An 18,893-nucleotide genomic window follows, 5' to 3' on the forward strand; every position below is an offset into this window, starting at 1 on the left:
GCAATGCCATGACCGAGGACAAGAAGCCAAGCGGGCCCGACCTGAGCAGGGGTGTGACGCTTGCCGCGTTCAAGGACGGCAAATTGCTCGGCCATGTCGGCGAGGAAGACGTCCTGCTGGTGCAGGCCGGCAGCGAGATCTTCGCGATCGAGCCGGCCTGCAGCCATTATCACGGACCGCTCGCCGAAGGGCTGGTGGTTGGCGACACCATCCGCTGCCCCTGGCATCACGCCTGTTTCTCCTTGCGGTCAGGCGAGGCGACCCGTCCGCCGGCGCTGAATGCGCTGGCGGTGTGGGAGGTCTCGCGCGATCAGGACAAGATCGTCGTTCAGCGCAAGCGCGAGATACCGAAGCCTCCGGTGCCTCACCGTACAGCGCCAACGCCGGAAAAATTCGTCATCATCGGCGGCGGCGCGGCGGGTTTCGCGGCGGCGCAGACGCTCCGTCGCGAGGGCTTTGCCGGCGCCATCACCATGCTCAGCAATGACAGCGCGATGCCGGTGGACCGGCCCAATCTCTCCAAGGATTACCTCGCGGGCAACGCGCCGGAGGATTGGCTGCCGCTGCGGGGCGAGGAGGACTATCGGGACGCCGGGATCGATCTCAGGCTCAACACGAATGTCGCCGCGATCGAGGCGAAGACGCGCAGCGTGACGCTGGGCAACGGCGACAGGCTGCCGTTCGACCGGCTGCTGCTCGCGACCGGCGCCGAGCCGGTCAGATTGCAGATTCCGGGTGCGGACCAGCCTCATGTCTACACCCTGCGCTCGGTCGCCGACAGCCGCGCCATCATCAAGGCGGCCGGCAGCGCCAAGCGTGCGCTGGTGATCGGTGCCAGCTTCATCGGCCTCGAAGTTGCGGCCTCCTTGCGGGCACGCAAGATCGAGGTGCACGTGGTCGCGCCGGACGAACGGCCGATGCAGAAGGTGCTCGGTCCCGAGATGGGCGATTTCGTGCGCGCGCTGCATGAGGAGAATGGTGTTAACTTCCATCTCGAGGACACCGTGGAAAAGCTGGACGGCACGCGCGCCACGTTGAAGAGCGGCGGCGTGATCGAGGCCGAACTGGTCGTGGTCGGCATCGGCGTCAAGCCGCGCCTCGCGCTCGCCGAGCAGGCGGGGCTTGCGGCCGACCGGGGCGTCAGCGTCAGCGAATATCTTGAGACCAGCATAGCCGGCATCTTCGCGGCCGGCGACATCGCGCGCTGGCCCGATCCGCATTCGCGGCAAACCATCCGCGTCGAGCACTGGGTCGTGGCGGAGCGGCAGGGCCAGACCGCGGCACGCAACATGCTCGGCAAGCGCGAGCGCTTCGAGGCCGTGCCGTTCTTCTGGTCGCAGCACTATGACGTGCCGATCAACTATGTCGGCCACGCCGAGAGTTTTGACGAGATCGCGATCGACGGCAGCATTTCCGGCAAGGACTGCCTGCTGAAGTATCGCAAGGGCGGCCGCGTCCTTGCGGTTGCTTCAATTTATAGGGATCTCGACAATCTCAAGGCCGAGCTGGAGATGGAGCGGACGCGCGGCTAAGGCGCCGCATCCGACTTGATTTGCGTCAATGTCGCTGCCCCCGAGGGCTGCTGTGCTGGCTGTCGTCCCGGTGCGGCGCGCGCTATACTGGCCTGTGCTCGCGGGCTTCCATGCAGGAGTGGCCGTCATGACAAGTGCCTCGGATATCTCCCATCCTTCCGGCCTGGGCTCCGGGATCGCGGCCCTGCATGCCAAATGGGGCTGGATCGTAGCCTTGGGAGTCGTCTACCTCGTCGCCGGCTTCGTCGCACTTGGCAGCGTGGTCATGGCGACGGTGGCGAGCGTGATCGTGGTTGGTGCCATGATGATCGTCGCAGGCGCGGCCGAAATCATCGGCGCGTTCCAGATGAAAAGCTGGGGCAAGTTCGTAATCTGGGCCTTGCTCGGCGTACTCTATGTTATCGCGGGCTTTCTCACCTTCGAGAACCCGCTGTTTGCTGCAGTGTTGCTGACCCTGTTCCTGGGTGCCTCGCTGCTTGCCTCCGGCGCCGTCCGGCTGTTTCTCGCTTTCAGCATGAAGCGTGAAAGTCCGTGGGTCTGGGTGGCGCTCTCGGGCGCCATCACGCTGCTGCTGGGGCTGTTGATCCTGGCACGTTGGCCGGTGAACAGCGTCTACATCCTCGGCCTGTTTCTCGGCATCGACCTGATCATGGCGGGCGCGGGGTGGGTGAGCCTGGGCTTCAGCCTGAAGCGGCGCCACTGATCAGCAACTCGACGCAAGACCCTCTCACGGAACTCCGCTGATCTGGCGTGCTGGCAAAAAGCAGCACGCTGCGCCTTCCGACTCGCGCGGCGATCATCATCGGGGAGAAACCATGAAAGCCGCTTTGGTCCTGGCTGCAGCCTTGGCTGCCTGCCTGTCCACGCCTGTCTCCGCGCAAAAATCCTACGGTCCCGGCATCAGCGACACCGAGATCAAGATCGGCAACACCATGCCCTATAGCGGTCCCGCATCGCCGCTCGGCATCACCGGCAGGGTGATCTCGGCCTATTTCGACGAGGTGAACGAGAAGGGCGGGATCAACGGCCGCAAGCTCAATCTGCTGTCGCTCGACGACGCCTTCTCGCCGCCGAAGACCATGGAAGCGGCGCGGCGGCTGGTCGAGGGTGACGGCGTCGCCTTCATCTTCGCGACCATGGGCACCGCGCCGAGCTCGGCGATCGCGAAATATCTCAACAGCAACAAGGTGCCGCAGCTGTTTCTGATCAGCTCGGCCTCGAAGTGGAACGATCCCGCCAACATGCCCTGGTCGATGGCGCTGCCATGGGCACCGAACTACACCAGCGAGGCCGCCATCGACGTCGCCTATGCCCGTGCCAAGAACCCGAACGCGCGCTTCGCGGTGCTCTATCAGAACGACGACGCCGGCAAGGAATATCTGCGCGGCGTCAAGGAAGCGCTTGGTGCCGACGCCGACAAAGTGATTGCGATGGCGTCGAGCTTCGAGGTCGCCGACCCCACCGTCGATTCCCAGGTGCTGACGCTCGCCAACACCAAGGCCGACGTGTTCATGATCTATTCGGTGACGCCGCGTGCCTGCGCCCAGGCGATCCGGAAAGCACATGAGGTCGGCTGGCAGGCGACGCGCTTCCTCGCCTCGGGCTGTGCCAACAAGGCCACCGTGATGGTCCCGGCCGGCCTCGATGCCGGCAAGGGCGTGCTCTCGCTCGGCTCGCTCAAGCCGTTCGTCGAGGTGCCGAAGGATGATCCGGCGATGACGGCCTATATCGATTTCATGAAGAAGCGCCTGCCCAATGCCGACGTCAACAACGTCGCAGGTCTCTACGGCTACACCGTCGCCGAGGCATTGGTGGTCTTGCTGAAGCAGTGCAAGGACAATCTGACGCGCGAGAACATCATGGCGCAGGCGGCCAATTTGAAGAACGTGCCGCTGTCGCTGCTGATGCCCGGCATCACGCTCAACACCACGCCGCAGGATTTCCGCCCGATCAAGGACGGCTATATGCTCGAGTTCAACGGCACCGACTGGATCGTGGCAAGCGAGCTGTTGCGCGGGACGTGAGGGCAAGCGAGCGCCCGCTTTGGAGGCACCGATGTTTCCACATCGTCATGGCCGGGCTTGTCCCGGCCATCCACGTCTTGCCCCTGGCACGAAAGGACGTGGATGCCCGGGACAAGCCCGGGCATGACGACCTCAGATGTTGCGAACAGGAGAACACAATGGACTTTCACCACTCCGAACGTTCGCTCGAGTTGCAGGAGCGCGTCCGCCGGTTCATGCGCACGCATGTCGAGCCGGTCGAGGAGCTCTATTACGAGCAGGTGAAGCCGGAAGTGACACGCTACAAGACGCCACAGGTCCTTCAGGACTTGAAGCGGCTGGCGCGCGAGCAGGGGCTTTGGAACCTGTTCCTCTCCGGCGAGCACGGTCAAGACCTTAACAACACTGGCCTCAGCAATCTCGAATACGCGCCGGTGAAGGAGATCATGGGCCGCATCCTCTGGGCGCCGGAGGTGTTCAATTGCTCGGCGCCGGACGTCGGCAACATGGAGGTGTTGGCAAATTACGGCACGCCGGCACAGCAGGAGCGCTGGCTGAAGCCGCTTCTGGAAGGACGCATCCGCTCCGGCTTCTCGATGACGGAGCCGCAGGTCGCCTCCAGCGATGCCACCAACATCCAGTGCGAGATCAAGCGCGACGGCGGCGACTACGTCATCAACGGCCGCAAATGGTTCACCTCCGGCGCGATGAACGAGGATTGCGGGATCCTGATCGTGATGGGCAAGACCGCGCCCGAAGATCCCGATCGCCACCGCCAGCAATCCATGATCCTGGTGCCGAGAGCGACGCCCGGCGTACGCATCGTCCGCGACATGCTGACCTACGGCTATGATGACGCGCCGGTCGGCCATCCCGAGATCGTCTACGAGAACGTTCGCGTGCCCGCGGAGAACATCCTGCTCGGCGAGGGCCGCGGCTTCGAGATCGCGCAAGGCAGGCTCGGCCCCGGCCGTATCCATCATTGCATGCGGCTGATCGGCTGCGCGCAGCGTGCGCTGGAATTGATGTGCCAGCGCGCGGTCTCCCGCACAGCGTTCGGCAAGCCGCTCGCAGAGCAGGGCTCGGTGCGCGAGGACATCGCGCACTCATTCTGCGAGATCGCGCAGGCGCGCTTGCTGACGCTGCAGGCCGCCGACAGGATGGACCGCGAGGGCAACAAGATGGCGCGCGACCTGATTGCCGCCGCCAAGATCGTGGTGCCCAGCATGGCCGCCCGCGTCATCGACCGCGCCATCCAGATCCACGGCGCCGCCGGCGTCTCGCAGGACACGTTCCTGGCGCGTGCTTACGTTTACGCCCGCTTCATCCGCATCGGCGACGGACCGGATCAGGTGCATCTGGCAGCGGTGGGGAAGGAGCTGATCAAGCGAGGCGGGGTGATGGCTTAGGGACGATCTCTCCTTCTTTGTAGAAGAAGGTGCCTGCCTCCGCCCCAGCGCGTCGCGGCGATGATCGCGCTCCTGGGAAAAACAACGTCAATAAGAATGAACACGGTCAGGCAGGCGGGCGCATCGATTAGCCTGATTTGTAACGCCGCGAGACTCATGTCGTCGCGCTATTTCACTGTCGCTCTCGTCGTCATGCTGTTGACGCAATGTCTGTCTTAGACGGCGACAACTAAGACGCCGTGCTGGAACTATTGCGGTTCCTGCAAACTGTTCCGGAGCCAGGGGTGGCTCGACCCGCAAAACGATTTGCGGCATCGGAACCGAACAATCGAAAATCACAGGAGATATAATGGTGTTCCGATCGAGCGCCGCAATTTGCGGCGCCGTAATTGCGCTTGCCGTTTCCGTTTCTATTGCGCGATGTGAAGCTGGTGGGGTTCACTCAAGCACTGCCGACAATGCCGCTTCCGGGGAAGCGATCGTTGGCGCGGCATCCATGTACAATCCGTTCAAGCCGGGCAACGAGGAGGGCGGCCCGAAGACGGCTTCCGGCGAGCGCTATGATCCCTCGGTATGGTCGGCTGCCATCAAGACGAGCTTGCGTAAGAAATTCGGTGGGGTCCGATTTGGCGCGAAGCCGAAATACGCCCTCGTCGAGGCCGTCGGCAAGAAAGTCATCGTCAGGATAAATGACGTGGGACCACTAAGGCCTGGCCGCATCATCGACTTCAATGAGCGGACCATGCGCCATTTCGATCCGAGCCTGGAGCGTGGGGTCATTCCTGACGTAAAAGTCCGGCCGCTTGCCGGCGGCGATTGGACACCCGGACCGGTTGGTTGAATCGCGCACCAGAAGGTCGCGCAGCACGGCCGAAGATCCCGGGCGCCGCGCCATCGCCGCGATGACATCATGGTTTGCTGCGCGCCCGTAGCAGCCATGTCCACGCGTCCAAACTACGAAGCGGCCGTGATCTTCGAAATCTGGCCTTCGGCTCCTGTGCCAAGGGAGTCCACACCTGTCGCCTCTATGCAGAGTTTGAGCGCTCCGCCCAGAGTTGCAGCAGCCAGATCCGCCTTGGCACCTTCCCGCAGGCTTTCCAGCGCCGCTGGGTCGATGTCCTTCATCCAGCAACCCAGAATGATTGTAGCCTTCGGCAATTTACGGCGAAGCCGTCGCACCGAGTAGCGCATATGGGCAGGACTACTTGCGTCCATATAGACAAGACAGGCAATGGCGACCCCGGCGGTCTCCAGCCGGAAGATATTCGCCGTCGATAACGCTCCCGCTGCTTCAACTCGGGACGACAAACCATGCGCATCCGTCAGTTGAGCCAGCATGATCGCAGCGGCTTCGTCGATCGGATTTCGTCCAGCCAAGCAGAGCACGGGATGATCGCCTTGCCATTCAGAAGGCAAGTCCTCCTTGCGCAGCACCCGCAGGCTCTCATAAGGCGCGTCCTCAGCCACGCCCTCTATGGCAGATGTAGCTTCGACATCAGTTGTCGGGTTGACCTTCGGCGACGGACGCTCATCCTGCTCCGAAATGTTATTGGCAAATTCCTGGACCGCATCCCTGATTTTGGTCAGCCGGTCGGGAGCCAGAGCGCCGCGCTCGGCATCCGCTTGAGCCAGTTGCAGTCCTCGCAGGGCGACTTCGTCGTAATAGGAGCCAAGAGATCGCTCCTTCAAGAACTCCTCGGCTTTTGCCGATGCTTCTGTTGGATCGCCGGCGAGCATCCGCTGATAGAATATCTCAGGCGGAGAGAGCGCTGGTCGGTCTCCGAACATGACGTCCAGGAACTCCAGGCGCTCGACATGGCGGCCCAGTACGACCAGACACACGGTAAGGGGGGTCGCGAGAACGAGGCCGATTGGACCCCAGAGCGCCGTCCAGAACGTCGCGGAAGCCACAACGGCCACCGGCGAGAGTCCCGTGCTGTGTCCATAGACCATCGGCTCCAGCACATGGCCGACGACCGGCTCAACCACCACGAACAGCGCGATCGTCCACAGCAGCATCGTCCAGGTTGGATCGACGGCGACCGCGAGAGCGAGAGGAAACGCGGCGGCGATGACTGCCCCAATGTAAGGCACGAAGCGCAGCACTGCTGCCAGAATGCCCCACAGGATCGCGCTTGGAACGCCGATCAGCCAGAGACCCATTCCGATGATGATGCCGAAGCTCCCGTTCAGCAGAAGCTGGATCAGGAAAAGCCGGCTGAGGCGGCTCGCCGCGTCATCAAGGGCAGCCGTGGTGCGCTGCAGGTCGTCCGAACCGGCCAGCCTGATCAGACGATTACGAAGATCCTCGCGCTGAAGCAAAATGAAGATCACGAATATGACGATGATCCCGGTCGTTGCGAGCGGATGAAGCAACGGTGAAATCAGCGTTTGCAAGCTCTCCAGCGCGCCGGGATCGGGCTGAAGCACTTCCACAGGAACGGGCTTCGGCGAGGCCGCTTTCGGAGCTGCTATGGTCCCCAACGAATTCGCGGCTTCCTTGGGCTTGTCGAGCTCTTTGCTGAGGTCCTTCAACATGCTCGAAGCCCGCTCGAGCGTGCCTCGACCGGCGGTGGTCTCACGGAAGGATTGGATCTTCTCGCTGATTGTGGACTGATATCGCGGCAAATCGCCGGCCAGCTGCGCGAGTTGGGTAGCGAGCAGACTGCCCATCGCAAATATGAACGCGAAGGCGATCACGACCACGCTCACCACAGCCAAACTGCGTGGAATGCGCAGACGTTGAACCAGTCGAACCAGAGGCGCCAGCACGAAGCTGAGCAAGACGGCCAGCGCTATCGGAATGATGATCTCGCGACCATAATACAGCACCATGACAATGATCGCGGCGAGAATAGCCATCGCCACGGCGCTCAGTAGCGAAATCAGTTCTTCCGGAGTTCGTGCTTTGAATGGCTGCCTGATCACAGCTCCTCGCTAGGCCGGGAAAGACGGCGAGTTTGTAGTTGAAAAAAGCCGCGGATTGCTCCGCGGCTTTTGCATTCACAGGATTCGTATCTCAGTAAGTGCCGATCCCGACGCTCACGCCGGGAGCGCGGAAGCCGATGCCGCTGCGCTCTTCATAGCCGCGCCGCTCGATGTAGCGCTCGCGAGGTGCATATCCGTAGGAATCGCGCCCATCGCGGATGATAACACGGCGCTCGCTGCGCTCGCGCCAGCAACGACCGTCTTCATTGCAGACCATGCGCACGTTTTGAACGTTGCTGTCCGGTGCGGCGGAAAGGTTGGGGGACAGCGGGGCTGCGGAAGCAGCGGTCACGAGAAGGGTAGTTGCTGCGGCCGTCAGTGCGGCTGTTAAAAATTTCATGGTGTTTCTCCAAAATGTGATGTGTCAGTGAGGCAATAGACTGGGAACCCAATGGTTCCATGGCTGAACAGATATCGTCAGCTGCCACCACTCTGTTCGCAGACATCGCCGTGCCCGAAAAACAGGTCAACTCGCCATGATTGGCGATTATGACTTGGAAGATGGGATTGCGGAGAGAGTCATCGCGCGGTCTCTGTGAAGATCGGCTTCGAGATCCTGGACGATGTCGTGGAGCAGCACGGCGGCAAGCGGATCAGTCACCTCTCGCTCCAACGCCCTGTAGCGCCAGATCCTGACCTCCTGGTCGTCGAATTGGCCCTCTGTCGACATGCTGTAATCCCTCCGGCTAACGACGCAGAGGCGGCTGTATAGTTTCGCTAAAATTGTTGGATCAGTGTCTATGGTTCATCAACGGTAAGCGATGAGAGGCGGCCTCAGCCAGCCTTCGGCTTCTCACGATCTACCGGCCCAGCGCGGAAAGCTCCAACATTGACATCATGCCAGTGTTTTGCCCGACGAGTCAAATATCATTTCGAAAAATACGAATATTTTGGAACTAGAGCCAAGCCATTGATATCGCTGTCCCCGGCTACTGTGCATGGGGTTGTTTTCGCGTTTTTTGATGGAGCGACCCACCGCCGGCTCTGCTGGCGATGGACGTGCTGCTACCCCGCCTTGGCGACGCGGCCGTCCGCCGCACCCGAGCGCAGGTTCTGGAAGAACTTCTCCACCTCGCGCGACAGCGTCTCCGCCGTCTCGGTCACGCTGCTCGCAGCCGTCAGCACCGAGGAGGCCGCAGTGTCGGTCTCGCCGATGGCGTCGCGGAGCGAGCTGATGTTGGCGACGAGGGTCTCGTTGCCTTGGGCCGCCGATTGTGCGTTGGACGAGATCTCGCGCGTGGCGGCGTCCTGCTGGCCGATGGCGCCGGCGATCGCCGAGGTGACGTCGTTGATCTCGCGCACCGCGCCGCCGATCTCGCGGACGGCGTCGACGGCGTTGCGAGTGGAGGACTGGATCATCGAGACGTTCTCGCTGATGTCGGCGGTCGCCTTCGCGGTCTGCCCCGCGAGTGCCTTCACTTCGTGCGCGACGACGGCAAAGCCGCGGCCGGCATCGCCCGCGCGCGCGGCCTCGATGGTGGCATTGAGCGCGAGCAGATTGGTCTGCTCGGCGATCGCCTGGATCAGGCTGAGCACGCCGTCGATACGTTGCGTGGCGGCCGCCAGGCTCTCGATCTCGGCGATCGATTTCTCGGTGCGCTGGCCGGTCTGCTCGACCGCGCTGGCGGATTGCCGCACCTGCCGGCCGATCTCCACCACCGACGCAGACAGCTCCTCGGCCGCGCCTGCCACCGCCGTGACGTTGTGCGAGGCCTGCTCGGTGGCGTTCGCCGCCGTGCCGGCGCGGCTGCTCGCGTCCGCGGTGACGCGGGTGATGGTCTGCGCCGTCTCGCGCATGACGGAGGCGTTGTCGCTGAGGCCGCGCATGATCGCGCCGATCGCCCCGCGAAACGCGTCGACGGATTGCTCGATGTGGCGGGCGCGCTCCTCGCGCGCTGCGGAGTCCTGCGAGACCTGCGAGGCGAGGTTGCGGTTGCGCCCCATCGCGTCCTGGAAGATCTGGATCGCGCGTGCCAGTGCGCCGATCTCGTCGGCGCGGTCAGAGTGCGGCACCACGACGTTCTCGGCGCCGTCAGCGACCTGCTTGATGGTCGCGGTGATGGCGGAGAGGGGGCGTGCGATCGAGCGGGCGATGATGACGACGCCGATCACGACGAGCGCGAGCGCCACACCGGCGAGGCAGGTCAGGACGAAGGACAGGGTGCGATTGGTCTCGGTCTCGTGCGCGATCTGCCTCGCGCGCTCGGCATAGACCTTGGACAGCGCCTCGAGATCCTTGTTCAGCGCCGAGCGCACGGCGCGGTTGGCGTCGTTGTCGCCCCATTCGCGGCCCGCGGCCGCATTGATCTCGACGCCGCGGCGCACCAGCTCCTTGCGAAACTCGACGAACTGCTCGATGCGCTTCTTGAAGGTGGCGAACTGCTCGGCATCGTCAGCCTTGACGATGGTCTCCCAGCGCTTCACGACGCCGAGGATCTGGGCGTTGAACTTGAGCAGGCCCTCGCCGTATTTCTTCACCACGGCCGGTTCAGTCGACATGTAGACGCCGCGCGATTCCATCACGACCGCATAGACCAGCGAATTGACCCGCTCGACGTTCAGCGCGGCGGCGTTCGCGGTCTCGATCGCGGTGGTCAGCTCGGCACCGCGGCGGCTGTTGTAGTCGGACAGCATCGCGATCGCCGCCGTGAGCAGCGCAAACAGCGCAAAGATCGCGTAGAGCTTGTTGGCAAGCGTGAAGCGGCCGGCGAGGCCGGTGGCATTCCCAGATTGGTCGGTTGTCATGGTTTTCAGGGGCCCGAATGGCCGGGAGCGGCCGGAGAGCGCGGTCGTACAAATTAATGCAAAACTATGCAGAATGAAGATGGACGCGGCGTTAACGCCGGGTTTGGCCCCACTCGGCAGCGGTCGAAAGAAAGGGAGATATTTCAGCGTCTTGATCTGAAGGTATAGTTTTGGGATCGCGCTGGAGTCGGCCTCTGGCCGACGAACCCCGGAGAAACCCTTGGTCTACCGCCACACCATCGACGCCACGACCTACGCATTTCCGGATCTGCGCGACCTGCTCGCCAAGGCGACGCCGCCGCGCTCCGGCGACCGGTTGGCCGGGATCGCCGCCGCCAGTGCCGAACAGATGATCGCGGCGCGGATGGCGCTGGCCGACGTCCCGCTCGGGCAGTTCTTGCAGGAAGCCGTCATCCCCTATGAGACCGACGAGGTCACCCGCCTCGTCATCGACAGCCACGACGCCAAGGCCTTCGCGCCGGTGGCTTCGCTGACGGTCGGTGCATTTCGCGACTGGCTGCTGTCGGATGCCGCGACGCCCGAAATCTTGCGCAAGCTGGCCCGCGGCATCACCCCGGAGATGGCCGCCGCGGTCTCGAAGCTGATGCGCAACCAGGATCTGATCCTGGCGGCGCGGAAATGCGAGGTCACCACCGCTTTCCGCAACACCATCGGCCTGAAGGGCCGGATGAGCACCCGGCTCCAGCCCAACCATCCCTTCGACGACGCCAGGGGCATCACCGCCTCCATCCTCGACGGCATCCTGCTCGGCGCCGGCGATGCCTGCATCGGAATCAACCCGGCGAGCGACGACCCGGCCGTGATCGGCCAATTGCTGCGGCTGCTCGACGAGGTCATCGCGCGGCTGAAGATCCCGACCCAGGCCTGCGTGCTGACCCATGTCACCACGACGCTGTCGCTGATCGGGCAGGGCGTGCCGGTCGACCTCGTCTTCCAGTCGGTCGCCGGCACTGAGGCCGCCAACCGCGGTTTTGGCATCGACCTCGCGCTTCTCAAGGAGGCGCACGAGGCCGGGTTGTCGCAGAGGCGCGGTACGGTTGGGCAGAACGTGATGTATTTCGAGACCGGGCAGGGCTCGGCGCTATCGGCCAACGCCCATCACGGCGTCGACCAGCAGACCTGCGAGGCGCGCGCCTACGCCGTGGCCCGCGCCTTTGCGCCCCTCCTGGTCAACAGCGTGGTCGGCTTCATCGGCCCCGAATATCTCTACGACGGCAAGGAAATCATCCGGGCCGGGCTGGAGGATCACTTTTGCGGCAAGCTGCTCGGCCTGCCGCTCGGCATCGACATCTGCTACACCAACCACGCCGAGGCGGACCAGGACGACATGGACAATCTGCTGACGCTGCTCGCTGCCGCCGGCGTCACCTTCATCATGGGTGTCCCCGGCGCCGATGACGTCATGCTGAACTATCAGTCCACGTCTTTTCACGACGCACTCTATGTCCGCGACGTCTTCGGACTGCGTCGTGCGCCGGAGTTCGACGACTGGCTGGTGCGGTCCGGCATTGCGGGCGCCGATTTCCGGCTTGCCAGCGATGCAGGCCTGCTGCCCGATTTTGCGTCACGGCTGATCGCGTGACGCGGCGGAAGCACCCGGCGGCCCGAGGAAACCATTGGTCCCTCCGGGAATTAAGCTCATGCCACAATATTGAGAAATTCCGGCGGCAGCATTACGCTATGTGTCTGTCTGGCAATTTCCGCGGCTAAGTCGAGCGTGGCGGGGGAGCTTTGATGCGAGCTGAAAGTAACGGGACGTCCCGGCGGATTCTCTGCGTGTTTCCGCGATACACATCGTCGTTCGGGACGTTCGAGCATTCCTACCCCCTGACCGATGGCGTCCGCGCCTTCATGCCGCCGCAGGGACTTTTGCTGCTCGCGGCCTATCTGCCCGAGGAGTGGCAGGTCAAATTCGTCGACGAGAACCTTCGCCGCACGACGAAGGAGGAGTTCGAATGGGCGGAGGCGGTCTTCGTCAGCGGCATGCACATCCAGCGACAGCAGATGAACGACATCTGCCGCCGCGCCCACGAGTTCGACCTGCCGGTCGCGCTCGGGGGTCCCTCCGTCAGCGCCTGCCCGGACTACTATCCGTCCTTCGACTATCTCCATGTCGGCGAGCTCGGCGACGCGACCAATCAGCTGCTCGAAATACTGTCGCGCGACATCTCGCGTCCCGAGACCCAGGTGGTTCTGACCACCAAGGATCGCGTGCCGATGACGGAGTTTCCGATCCCGGCCTATGAGCTCGCCGACGTCAAGAAGTACTTCCTCGGCAGCATCCAGTATTCCAGCGGCTGTCCGTATCAGTGCGAGTTCTGCGACATCCCCGGCCTCTACGGCCGCAATCCGCGCATCAAGTCGCCGGAGCAGATCATCGCCGAACTCGACCGTCTGCGCGAATGCGGCATGACCGACACGGTCTATTTCGTCGACGACAATTTCATCGGCAACCGCAAGGCGGCGCTGGACCTCCTGCCGCATCTGATCGAATGGCAGAAGAGGACCGGTTACGTGGTGCGGCTCGCCTGCGAGGCGACGCTCAACATTGCCAAGCGGCCGGAAATCCTCGAGAAGATGCGCGAGGCCTATTTCATCACGATCTTCTGCGGCATCGAGACGCCCGACCCTGATGCGCTGAAGGCGATGCACAAGGACCATAACATGATGGTCCCGATCCTCGAGGGCGTGCAAACCATCAACTCCTACGGCATGGAGGTCGTGTCCGGCATCATCATGGGGCTCGACACCGACAAGCCGAACACTTCGGAGGCGCTGCTCGCCTTCGTCGAGGACTCCCGGATTCCGCTGCTCACGATCAATCTGCTTCAGGCGCTGCCGAAGACGCCGCTGTGGGACCGTCTGGAGCGCGAGGGGCGCCTGGTCGAGGACGACGGGCGCGATTCCAATGTCAACTTCCTGCTGCCCTACGACGACGTCGTCGCGTCCTGGAAGCACGCCATGGCCGTCGCCTACGAGCCCGAGAAGGTCTACGCGCGCTTCCAGTATCAATGCGACCACGTTTACGTGCACCGCTTGAAGATGCCGAAACCGGACGAGATGAAGACCTGGCCCAACATCAGGCGCGGCCTCGTCATGCTGCGAAACATTTTCTGGAAGGTCGGCGTGCTCGGCGACTACAAGCGCGTGTTCTGGAAATTCGCGCTGGGCCGCATCAAGCGCGGCGATCTCGAAGGGCTGATCGGCTGCACCCTGATCGCGCACCATCTCATCACTTTTGCGCGGGCGGCCTCGACCGGCCAGCAGAACGCCTCGAACTATTCGATCCGGCTACGCGAGGCGTCCGTCCCCGCCGAATGATGCGACATGTCTGATCCGGCCATCCCGCGTCGTCCGACCCTCGATCTGCGGTCGCTTACGCCCGCGCGCGTCGCGCTCGGGCGCAGCGGCGCGAGCCTGCCGACGCGGGCGCTGCTCGATTTCACGCTGGACCATGCCCGCGCCCGCGATGCCGTGCATGCCGTCTTCGATGCGCCGCGGCTGGTCGCAGATCTCCGCGCGCTTGGCCTCGTCGTCACCGAGGCGAACAGCCGGGCGGTCGACCGCGGGGATTATCTGCGGCGGCCCGATCTGGGCAGACGGCTCGATGCCGGATCAGTCGATGCCCTGACGCAGAGCGCCTCGGAGCCGTGCCAACTCGTGGTCGTGATTGGCGATGGGCTGTCGGCGGCGGCGGTCCACGCCCATGCGGCCGCGCTGGTGATGCGCCTGCTGCCGTTGCTTGCAGCCGACGATGGTGTCGCGATCGGCCATGTCGTCGTCGCCTCAGGCGCGCGTGTCGCGCTGGGCGACGAGATCGGCGCCATTCTCGGCGCGCGCATGGTCGTGATGCTGATCGGCGAGCGGCCGGGCCTGTCGGCGCCCGACAGTCTCGGCGCCTATCTGACTTTCGCCCCGAAGCCTGATCGCACCGATGCCGAGCGCAATTGCTTGTCGAACATCCACAAGGCCGGGTTGAGCTATGACGAGGCTGCCTTCAAGATCGCCTGGCTGGTCCGCGAGGGGCTCGCGCGGGAAGTGACCGGTGTGGCGCTGAAGGACGAGAGCGCGGACCGCGCGCCGCGTCGAATTGGCACGGCTTTGCCCGAATGAAGGGCATTAAGGCAAAATCGCCACATCTTGATCGATTCGGCCACACTCCGCCTGCTTGCGAGAAGGGTGATTGACCTGCTAAACCCCTCGCGGCGATTTTCTGCGCATTTTCAAAGGGCAAGCCTCCCATTGGTATGGCATTTTCAAGCCGTTCGCGGGGCGCGACAAGCTCACAGACCCGAGCCGATTTAGGAACTGGACAAGGCATGCTCGAAAAGCACAGCGAGAGTGAGGTTCATGTCGACAAGGTCGAGCAGGGGCCTGCGTCCTCGATCGCCTTCGGGCTGGAGCGCATCGGGCTGATCGCAGTCCGGGCGCCCATCGTCTCCTGCATCGTCCTGCTCGTGCTGATCGTCGGCGCCGTGTTCGGCATCCACCGGATCAAGATCGACGATTCGCTGTCGCAGCTGTTCCGGTCCAACACGCCCGAATTCCGCCAGTACGAAGCGGTGACCAAGAAGTTCCCGGCCGAGGAATTCGACGTCCTCGTCGTGGTCGAGGGCAAGACCCTGCTGGCGCGGAACAACCTCGAGAAGCTGCGCGACTTCGTCACCGACATGCAGCTGATCGACGGCACGCGCGGACTGGTCTCGCTGTTCTCCGCGCGTCAGGCGCCGGCGCCGGGCAAGCTTCCCGCCGCGCTGTTCCCACCCGAGCTGCCCGAGGGCGAGGCCTATAACAAGTTCATCGAGGGTGTCAAAACCAACGAGATCATCCGCGGCAAGCTGTTGTCCGAGGACGGCACGCTGGCGCTGATCGTGCTGTCGCTCGATCCGGAGGTGGTCGCCTCCAACAAGCTGACCAAGACCGTCGCCGACATCCGCGCGCTGATGAAGGAAGACCTCGGCGACACCGGCCTCAACGTGCAGCTTTCCGGCGTGCCTGTGATGCAGCTCGAGATCCGCAACGCGGTCGAGCGCGACGGGCTCACCTACAACATCCTCGGCATTCTCGCCGGCTGTGTCATCGCCATCATCTTCTTCCGCAAGATCTCGTTCATGGTGGCGGCGGCGTTCCCGCCGATGATCGCGATCCTGCTGGCGCTCGGCGCGCTCGGCTGGGCCAATTTCAATCTCAACATGTTCCTGAACGTGATGACGCCGCTCATCATGGTGATCAGTTTCTCGGACTCGATGCAGCTCACCTTCGCCGCGCGCGACCGGCTGATCGCGGGCCAGGACAAGTTCACCGCATTCAAGAACGCGGTGCTGGTGGTGGGACCGGCCTGCGTGCTGACGCACGGCACCGCCGGCATTTCCTTCATCGCGCTCCAGTTCTCCGACTCCGATCTGATCCGCAAGTTCGGCGAGGCGGGTCTCGCCGCCACCATCATCGCGCTGGTCGCGGTGTTGTCGCTGGTGCCGGTGTTCGGCGTGCTGCTCGTGCGCAACGAGAAGGTCTTTGCGACCAAGTTCCAGAGCGCGGACGCCGGCGTGCAGGCGCTGCGTAATTTCTGCTACTGGATCGCGGTGCGCATGGTGGGCCGTCCCGGCCTGTTCAGCCTGATCGCCGTGCTGTTCGTGGCGGGCCTCGGCGTGATCTACGCCAATCTTGAGCCGCGCTATCGGCTCGCCGACCAGGTGCCGGACAAGCGCCAGGCGGTCGCCGCCAGCGACCGGCTCGACGCCAAGCTCACCGGCGCCAACCCGGTCAACGTTCTGATCCAGTTCCCCAAAGGTGAATCGCTCTATTCGCCGGAGACGCTGCAGACCATCGCCGACGTGCACGCGACGGTGGAGAAGGCAGCCGGTGTCGGCAATGTCTGGTCGGTCGAGACCCTGCGCCGCTGGCTCGCGGACAAGGCCGGCAGCGCCGACGTCGCGACGCTGAAGGAATATGTCAGCGTCATTCCGGAGCATCTGGTGCGCCGGTTCATCGATGCCGAGCAGGACGCCGTCGTGGTCGCAGGTCGCGTGCCGGACAAGGATTCCAGCCAGCTCCTGCCGATCGTCGACAAGCTCGATTCCGAGCTCGACGCAGTCCGCAAGAAGCATCCCGGCTATGAAGTGGCGGTCACGGGACTTGCCGCGATTGCCGCGCGCAACTCGGCCGGCATGATCGAGAAGCTCAACCGCGGGCTCACCGTCGAATTCGCGCTGGTCGCGATCTTCATCGGCCTGGCCTTCCGTTCCTGGGTCGTGATGTTCGCCTGCATCCTGCCGGGCGTCTTCCCCGTCGTGATGTCGGGAACGGTGCTGTGGGCGATGGGCGAGGGGCTGCAATTCGCCAGTGTCGTGGCTCTGACCGTTTCGTTCGGCCTCGGCTTAAGCGCCACCATCCACTTCCTCAACCGCCTCAGGCTCGAGAGCAAGCCGGGCGTCGGCTCGGCGCTCGCGGTGGAGCGAGCGACCGTGCTGGTGGGCCCGGCATTGATCCTGACCACGCTGGTGCTGGCCTGCGGTCTCGTGGTCACGGTGTTCTCCGACCTGCCGTCGCTACGGCTGTTCGGCTGGCTGAGCGCCTTCTCGATGGTGATGGCGCTCGTCGCCGATCTCTTCATCCTGCGGCCGACGGCGATGTGGCTGATCAATCTGCACGGCAAGCTTCAGGGCACCGACAAGCCGGCGATCTGAGCGGCTTCATTCATCGGACGCTCGAATCGGCGCGGTCCGGGCGACTGCGCCGCGTCTCCGAAAAACAACAAAGCCCCGGTTCGCGAGAACCGGGGCTTGCTGCTTTCGAAGCGGTAAGAGCTGTCAGCCCTTCGTCATCGTGATGTTGACGCCGCGAATCTCGCCCTTCGATGAGATCTGCACCGTCTGCTTGGTGCCGTTGGTGCGCAGCGACAAATTGGCGGCAAAGCCGTTGGCCTCGACGAACACCTCGATCTGGCCGCCACCGGCGGTGCCTTGCAAATTGCCGAAGATGTTGCGGTTGGTCTCGCTCCAATTGCCGGAGATGCGCTCGCCCTGGCTGGTCACGTCGCTGGTGAGGTCGAACTTGTAGCTGTCGGAGGCGCAGTGCAACGCCTGCTTGAGGCTGAGACCGGTGCCGGCAACCTTGTAGTCGGCCTTGCAGCGGATGCGCTCGGTGGAGCCGTCGGACAGCGACACCGTACCCGTCCCGGTCCACGCGCCCTCGAAACCTGCAAACGGTCCGGACGCCTGAGCCTGACTTGTCGACACCGAGAAGAGCAGCACAGCGCCGATGCCGGCTGCCTTGATTGCCAGTTCAGATCGCCCAAAGAATTTCATCTTCAAAATATCCCGTTTTGGAACGACGTCCGCTTGTCACCAGGGACGTCTCGCCACATCGAAGGTTTAGTGTTCCGAGCCTGTGTCAGGTTCAATGGCCGGCCGCCCACACGTCGGCATCGCGAAGCGCGCTTGCCATGGTTGGTCTCCGGATTCTCTGCGTTTCGGCATGTTTCTGACGCCCGAGGTGGGACGGAGAGATGCAGCTCTGCAACAGGTGCGCAGCAAAACGCGGCGTGCCTGAATTATGACGTAGTATCAATCTCTTACATTTGCCAGAGAAGGCGCAGGGAAGCCCTGATTTGGTGGACGTGGCGCCAATTTGGCCGCATTTGCCAGTGCTTGTGCCTTCTCCGAGGCCGCTACTCCCGCGGCGACTTGCCCATCAGAACAATCCGCTCCGGTCGTCGCCCTGTGCTGTCCGGGATTGGTGCGATTCTGCCGTCAGAATGAAGGAATACAATGCGTAAGCTTCTCGTCGCTCTCACCTTGCTGTCGGCCTCCCTCTCGACCGCAGCGTTCGCCCAGCAAGGGCGCGGCACGGACGCCGAGCAGAAGGCCTGCTCGCGCGATGTGCAGAAGCTCTGCCGTCCGGTCATCGATCAGGGCGATTTCACCATCCTGGCCTGCCTCAAGGAAAACCGGGCGAAGATTTCGCAGGCCTGTGACCAGGTCTTGAAGAACCACAACCAGTAAGCTCGGCCACTGGCCCACAAAAGGCGGCCCCCGGGGCCGCCTTTTCGGACCTGATCCGCAAAGGGCAGCCATCGAGAGACAGGATTGGTTTTGCGGCCGTATTCCCCTATATGGGGGCCGCGGCGGCATCGCCGGCACGGGCTAGCGCGAGCGAAAAAGCCCTTCCTGTTCCAAACGATTGTAGACCAGCCC

At 63.5% G+C, this 18,893-nt stretch carries 15 protein-coding genes; 10 read left to right on the plus strand and 5 right to left on the minus strand.

Annotated features, from left to right (window positions below):
- The first annotated feature begins 8 nt into the window (after positions 1–8).
- The 5 genes from BRA471DRAFT_RS13605 to BRA471DRAFT_RS13625 all read left to right on the plus strand — a co-directional run bounded on the left by BRA471DRAFT_RS13605 (position 9) and on the right by BRA471DRAFT_RS13625 (position 5,785).
- Positions 9–1,532 (plus strand): FAD-dependent oxidoreductase, encoded by a 1,524-nt coding sequence (locus BRA471DRAFT_RS13605; RefSeq protein ID WP_007608057.1) that lies wholly within the window; start codon positions 9–11, stop codon positions 1,530–1,532.
- Between the two features lie 127 nt (positions 1,533–1,659).
- Positions 1,660–2,235: an HdeD family acid-resistance protein gene (locus tag BRA471DRAFT_RS13610; protein ID WP_007608059.1), complete on the plus strand. Its 576-nt coding sequence runs from the start codon at positions 1,660–1,662 to the stop codon at positions 2,233–2,235.
- Positions 2,236–2,347: 112 nt separating this feature from the next.
- Positions 2,348–3,556, plus strand: coding sequence for an ABC transporter substrate-binding protein (locus BRA471DRAFT_RS13615; RefSeq protein WP_007608060.1), 1,209 nt, complete (start codon positions 2,348–2,350; stop codon positions 3,554–3,556).
- Positions 3,557–3,714: 158 nt separating this feature from the next.
- The gene (locus BRA471DRAFT_RS13620) at positions 3,715–4,944 is read left to right on the plus strand and encodes an acyl-CoA dehydrogenase family protein (RefSeq protein ID WP_007608063.1); all 1,230 of its coding nucleotides are present in this window, start codon (positions 3,715–3,717) and stop codon (positions 4,942–4,944) included.
- Positions 4,945–5,293: 349 nt separating this feature from the next.
- Positions 5,294–5,785, plus strand: a complete 492-nt coding sequence (locus tag BRA471DRAFT_RS13625; RefSeq protein ID WP_007608065.1) for a septal ring lytic transglycosylase RlpA family protein — start codon at positions 5,294–5,296, stop codon at positions 5,783–5,785.
- 113 nt (positions 5,786–5,898) lie between these two features.
- Here BRA471DRAFT_RS13625 and BRA471DRAFT_RS13630 read toward each other — a convergent pair whose 3' ends face one another.
- The 4 genes from BRA471DRAFT_RS13630 to BRA471DRAFT_RS13645 form a co-directional block, all read right to left on the minus strand.
- The gene (locus BRA471DRAFT_RS13630) at positions 5,899–7,872 is read right to left on the minus strand and encodes an AI-2E family transporter (RefSeq protein ID WP_007608067.1); all 1,974 of its coding nucleotides are present in this window, start codon (positions 7,870–7,872) and stop codon (positions 5,899–5,901) included.
- Between the two features lie 91 nt (positions 7,873–7,963).
- Positions 7,964–8,272: a hypothetical protein gene (locus BRA471DRAFT_RS13635; RefSeq protein ID WP_007608068.1), complete on the minus strand. Its 309-nt coding sequence runs from the start codon at positions 8,270–8,272 to the stop codon at positions 7,964–7,966.
- A 147-nt stretch (positions 8,273–8,419) separates the two neighbouring features.
- Positions 8,420–8,602: a hypothetical protein gene (locus tag BRA471DRAFT_RS13640; protein WP_007608069.1), complete on the minus strand. Its 183-nt coding sequence runs from the start codon at positions 8,600–8,602 to the stop codon at positions 8,420–8,422.
- Between the two features lie 335 nt (positions 8,603–8,937).
- A complete protein-coding gene (locus BRA471DRAFT_RS13645) occupies positions 8,938–10,677 on the minus strand; it encodes a methyl-accepting chemotaxis protein (protein ID WP_007608070.1) in 1,740 nt (579 codons plus the stop codon).
- 220 nt (positions 10,678–10,897) lie between these two features.
- Between BRA471DRAFT_RS13645 and BRA471DRAFT_RS13650 the strand changes: the two genes are divergently transcribed.
- The 4 genes from BRA471DRAFT_RS13650 to BRA471DRAFT_RS13665 all read left to right on the plus strand — a co-directional run bounded on the left by BRA471DRAFT_RS13650 (position 10,898) and on the right by BRA471DRAFT_RS13665 (position 17,384).
- Positions 10,898–12,280, plus strand: coding sequence for an ethanolamine ammonia-lyase subunit EutB (locus tag BRA471DRAFT_RS13650; RefSeq protein ID WP_007608071.1), 1,383 nt, complete (start codon positions 10,898–10,900; stop codon positions 12,278–12,280).
- 152 nt (positions 12,281–12,432) lie between these two features.
- Positions 12,433–14,019 (plus strand): B12-binding domain-containing radical SAM protein, encoded by a 1,587-nt coding sequence (locus BRA471DRAFT_RS13655; RefSeq protein ID WP_007608072.1) that lies wholly within the window; start codon positions 12,433–12,435, stop codon positions 14,017–14,019.
- A 6-nt stretch (positions 14,020–14,025) separates the two neighbouring features.
- Positions 14,026–14,811: an ethanolamine ammonia-lyase subunit EutC gene (gene eutC / locus BRA471DRAFT_RS13660; RefSeq protein WP_007608073.1), complete on the plus strand. Its 786-nt coding sequence runs from the start codon at positions 14,026–14,028 to the stop codon at positions 14,809–14,811.
- A 206-nt stretch (positions 14,812–15,017) separates the two neighbouring features.
- Complete coding sequence (locus tag BRA471DRAFT_RS13665; protein WP_007608074.1) at positions 15,018–17,384, plus strand: RND family transporter; 2,367 nt, start codon at positions 15,018–15,020, stop codon at positions 17,382–17,384.
- A gap of 123 nt (positions 17,385–17,507) precedes the next feature.
- Here the strand turns inward: BRA471DRAFT_RS13665 and BRA471DRAFT_RS13670 are convergent, their stop codons facing one another.
- The gene (locus BRA471DRAFT_RS13670) at positions 17,508–18,005 is read right to left on the minus strand and encodes a hypothetical protein (RefSeq protein ID WP_007608075.1); all 498 of its coding nucleotides are present in this window, start codon (positions 18,003–18,005) and stop codon (positions 17,508–17,510) included.
- Positions 18,006–18,467: 462 nt separating this feature from the next.
- Between BRA471DRAFT_RS13670 and BRA471DRAFT_RS38835 the strand changes: the two genes are divergently transcribed.
- A complete protein-coding gene (locus BRA471DRAFT_RS38835; RefSeq protein ID WP_007593627.1) occupies positions 18,468–18,701 on the plus strand; it encodes a hypothetical protein in 234 nt (77 codons plus the stop codon).
- Positions 18,702–18,893 lie beyond the last annotated feature (192 nt).

The organism is Bradyrhizobium sp. WSM471 (genome assembly GCF_000244915.1).
Taxonomy (GTDB): domain Bacteria; phylum Pseudomonadota; class Alphaproteobacteria; order Rhizobiales; family Xanthobacteraceae; genus Bradyrhizobium.

Coding starts and splice junctions, on each gene's coding strand:
- BRA471DRAFT_RS13605 (WP_007608057.1), top strand. CDS start 9: ATGACCGAGGACAAGAAGCCAAGCGGGCCCGACCTGAGCAGGGGTGTG.
- BRA471DRAFT_RS13610 (WP_007608059.1), top strand. CDS start 1,660: ATGACAAGTGCCTCGGATATCTCCCATCCTTCCGGCCTGGGCTCCGGG.
- BRA471DRAFT_RS13615 (WP_007608060.1), top strand. CDS start 2,348: ATGAAAGCCGCTTTGGTCCTGGCTGCAGCCTTGGCTGCCTGCCTGTCC.
- BRA471DRAFT_RS13620 (WP_007608063.1), top strand. CDS start 3,715: ATGGACTTTCACCACTCCGAACGTTCGCTCGAGTTGCAGGAGCGCGTC.
- BRA471DRAFT_RS13625 (WP_007608065.1), top strand. CDS start 5,294: ATGGTGTTCCGATCGAGCGCCGCAATTTGCGGCGCCGTAATTGCGCTT.
- BRA471DRAFT_RS13635 (WP_007608068.1), bottom strand. CDS start 8,272: ATGAAATTTTTAACAGCCGCACTGACGGCCGCAGCAACTACCCTTCTC.
- BRA471DRAFT_RS13640 (WP_007608069.1), bottom strand. CDS start 8,602: ATGTCGACAGAGGGCCAATTCGACGACCAGGAGGTCAGGATCTGGCGC.
- BRA471DRAFT_RS13645 (WP_007608070.1), bottom strand. CDS start 10,677: ATGACAACCGACCAATCTGGGAATGCCACCGGCCTCGCCGGCCGCTTC.
- BRA471DRAFT_RS13655 (WP_007608072.1), top strand. CDS start 12,433: ATGCGAGCTGAAAGTAACGGGACGTCCCGGCGGATTCTCTGCGTGTTT.
- eutC (WP_007608073.1), top strand. CDS start 14,026: ATGTCTGATCCGGCCATCCCGCGTCGTCCGACCCTCGATCTGCGGTCG.
- BRA471DRAFT_RS13665 (WP_007608074.1), top strand. CDS start 15,018: ATGCTCGAAAAGCACAGCGAGAGTGAGGTTCATGTCGACAAGGTCGAG.
- BRA471DRAFT_RS13670 (WP_007608075.1), bottom strand. CDS start 18,005: ATGAAATTCTTTGGGCGATCTGAACTGGCAATCAAGGCAGCCGGCATC.
- BRA471DRAFT_RS38835 (WP_007593627.1), top strand. CDS start 18,468: ATGCGTAAGCTTCTCGTCGCTCTCACCTTGCTGTCGGCCTCCCTCTCG.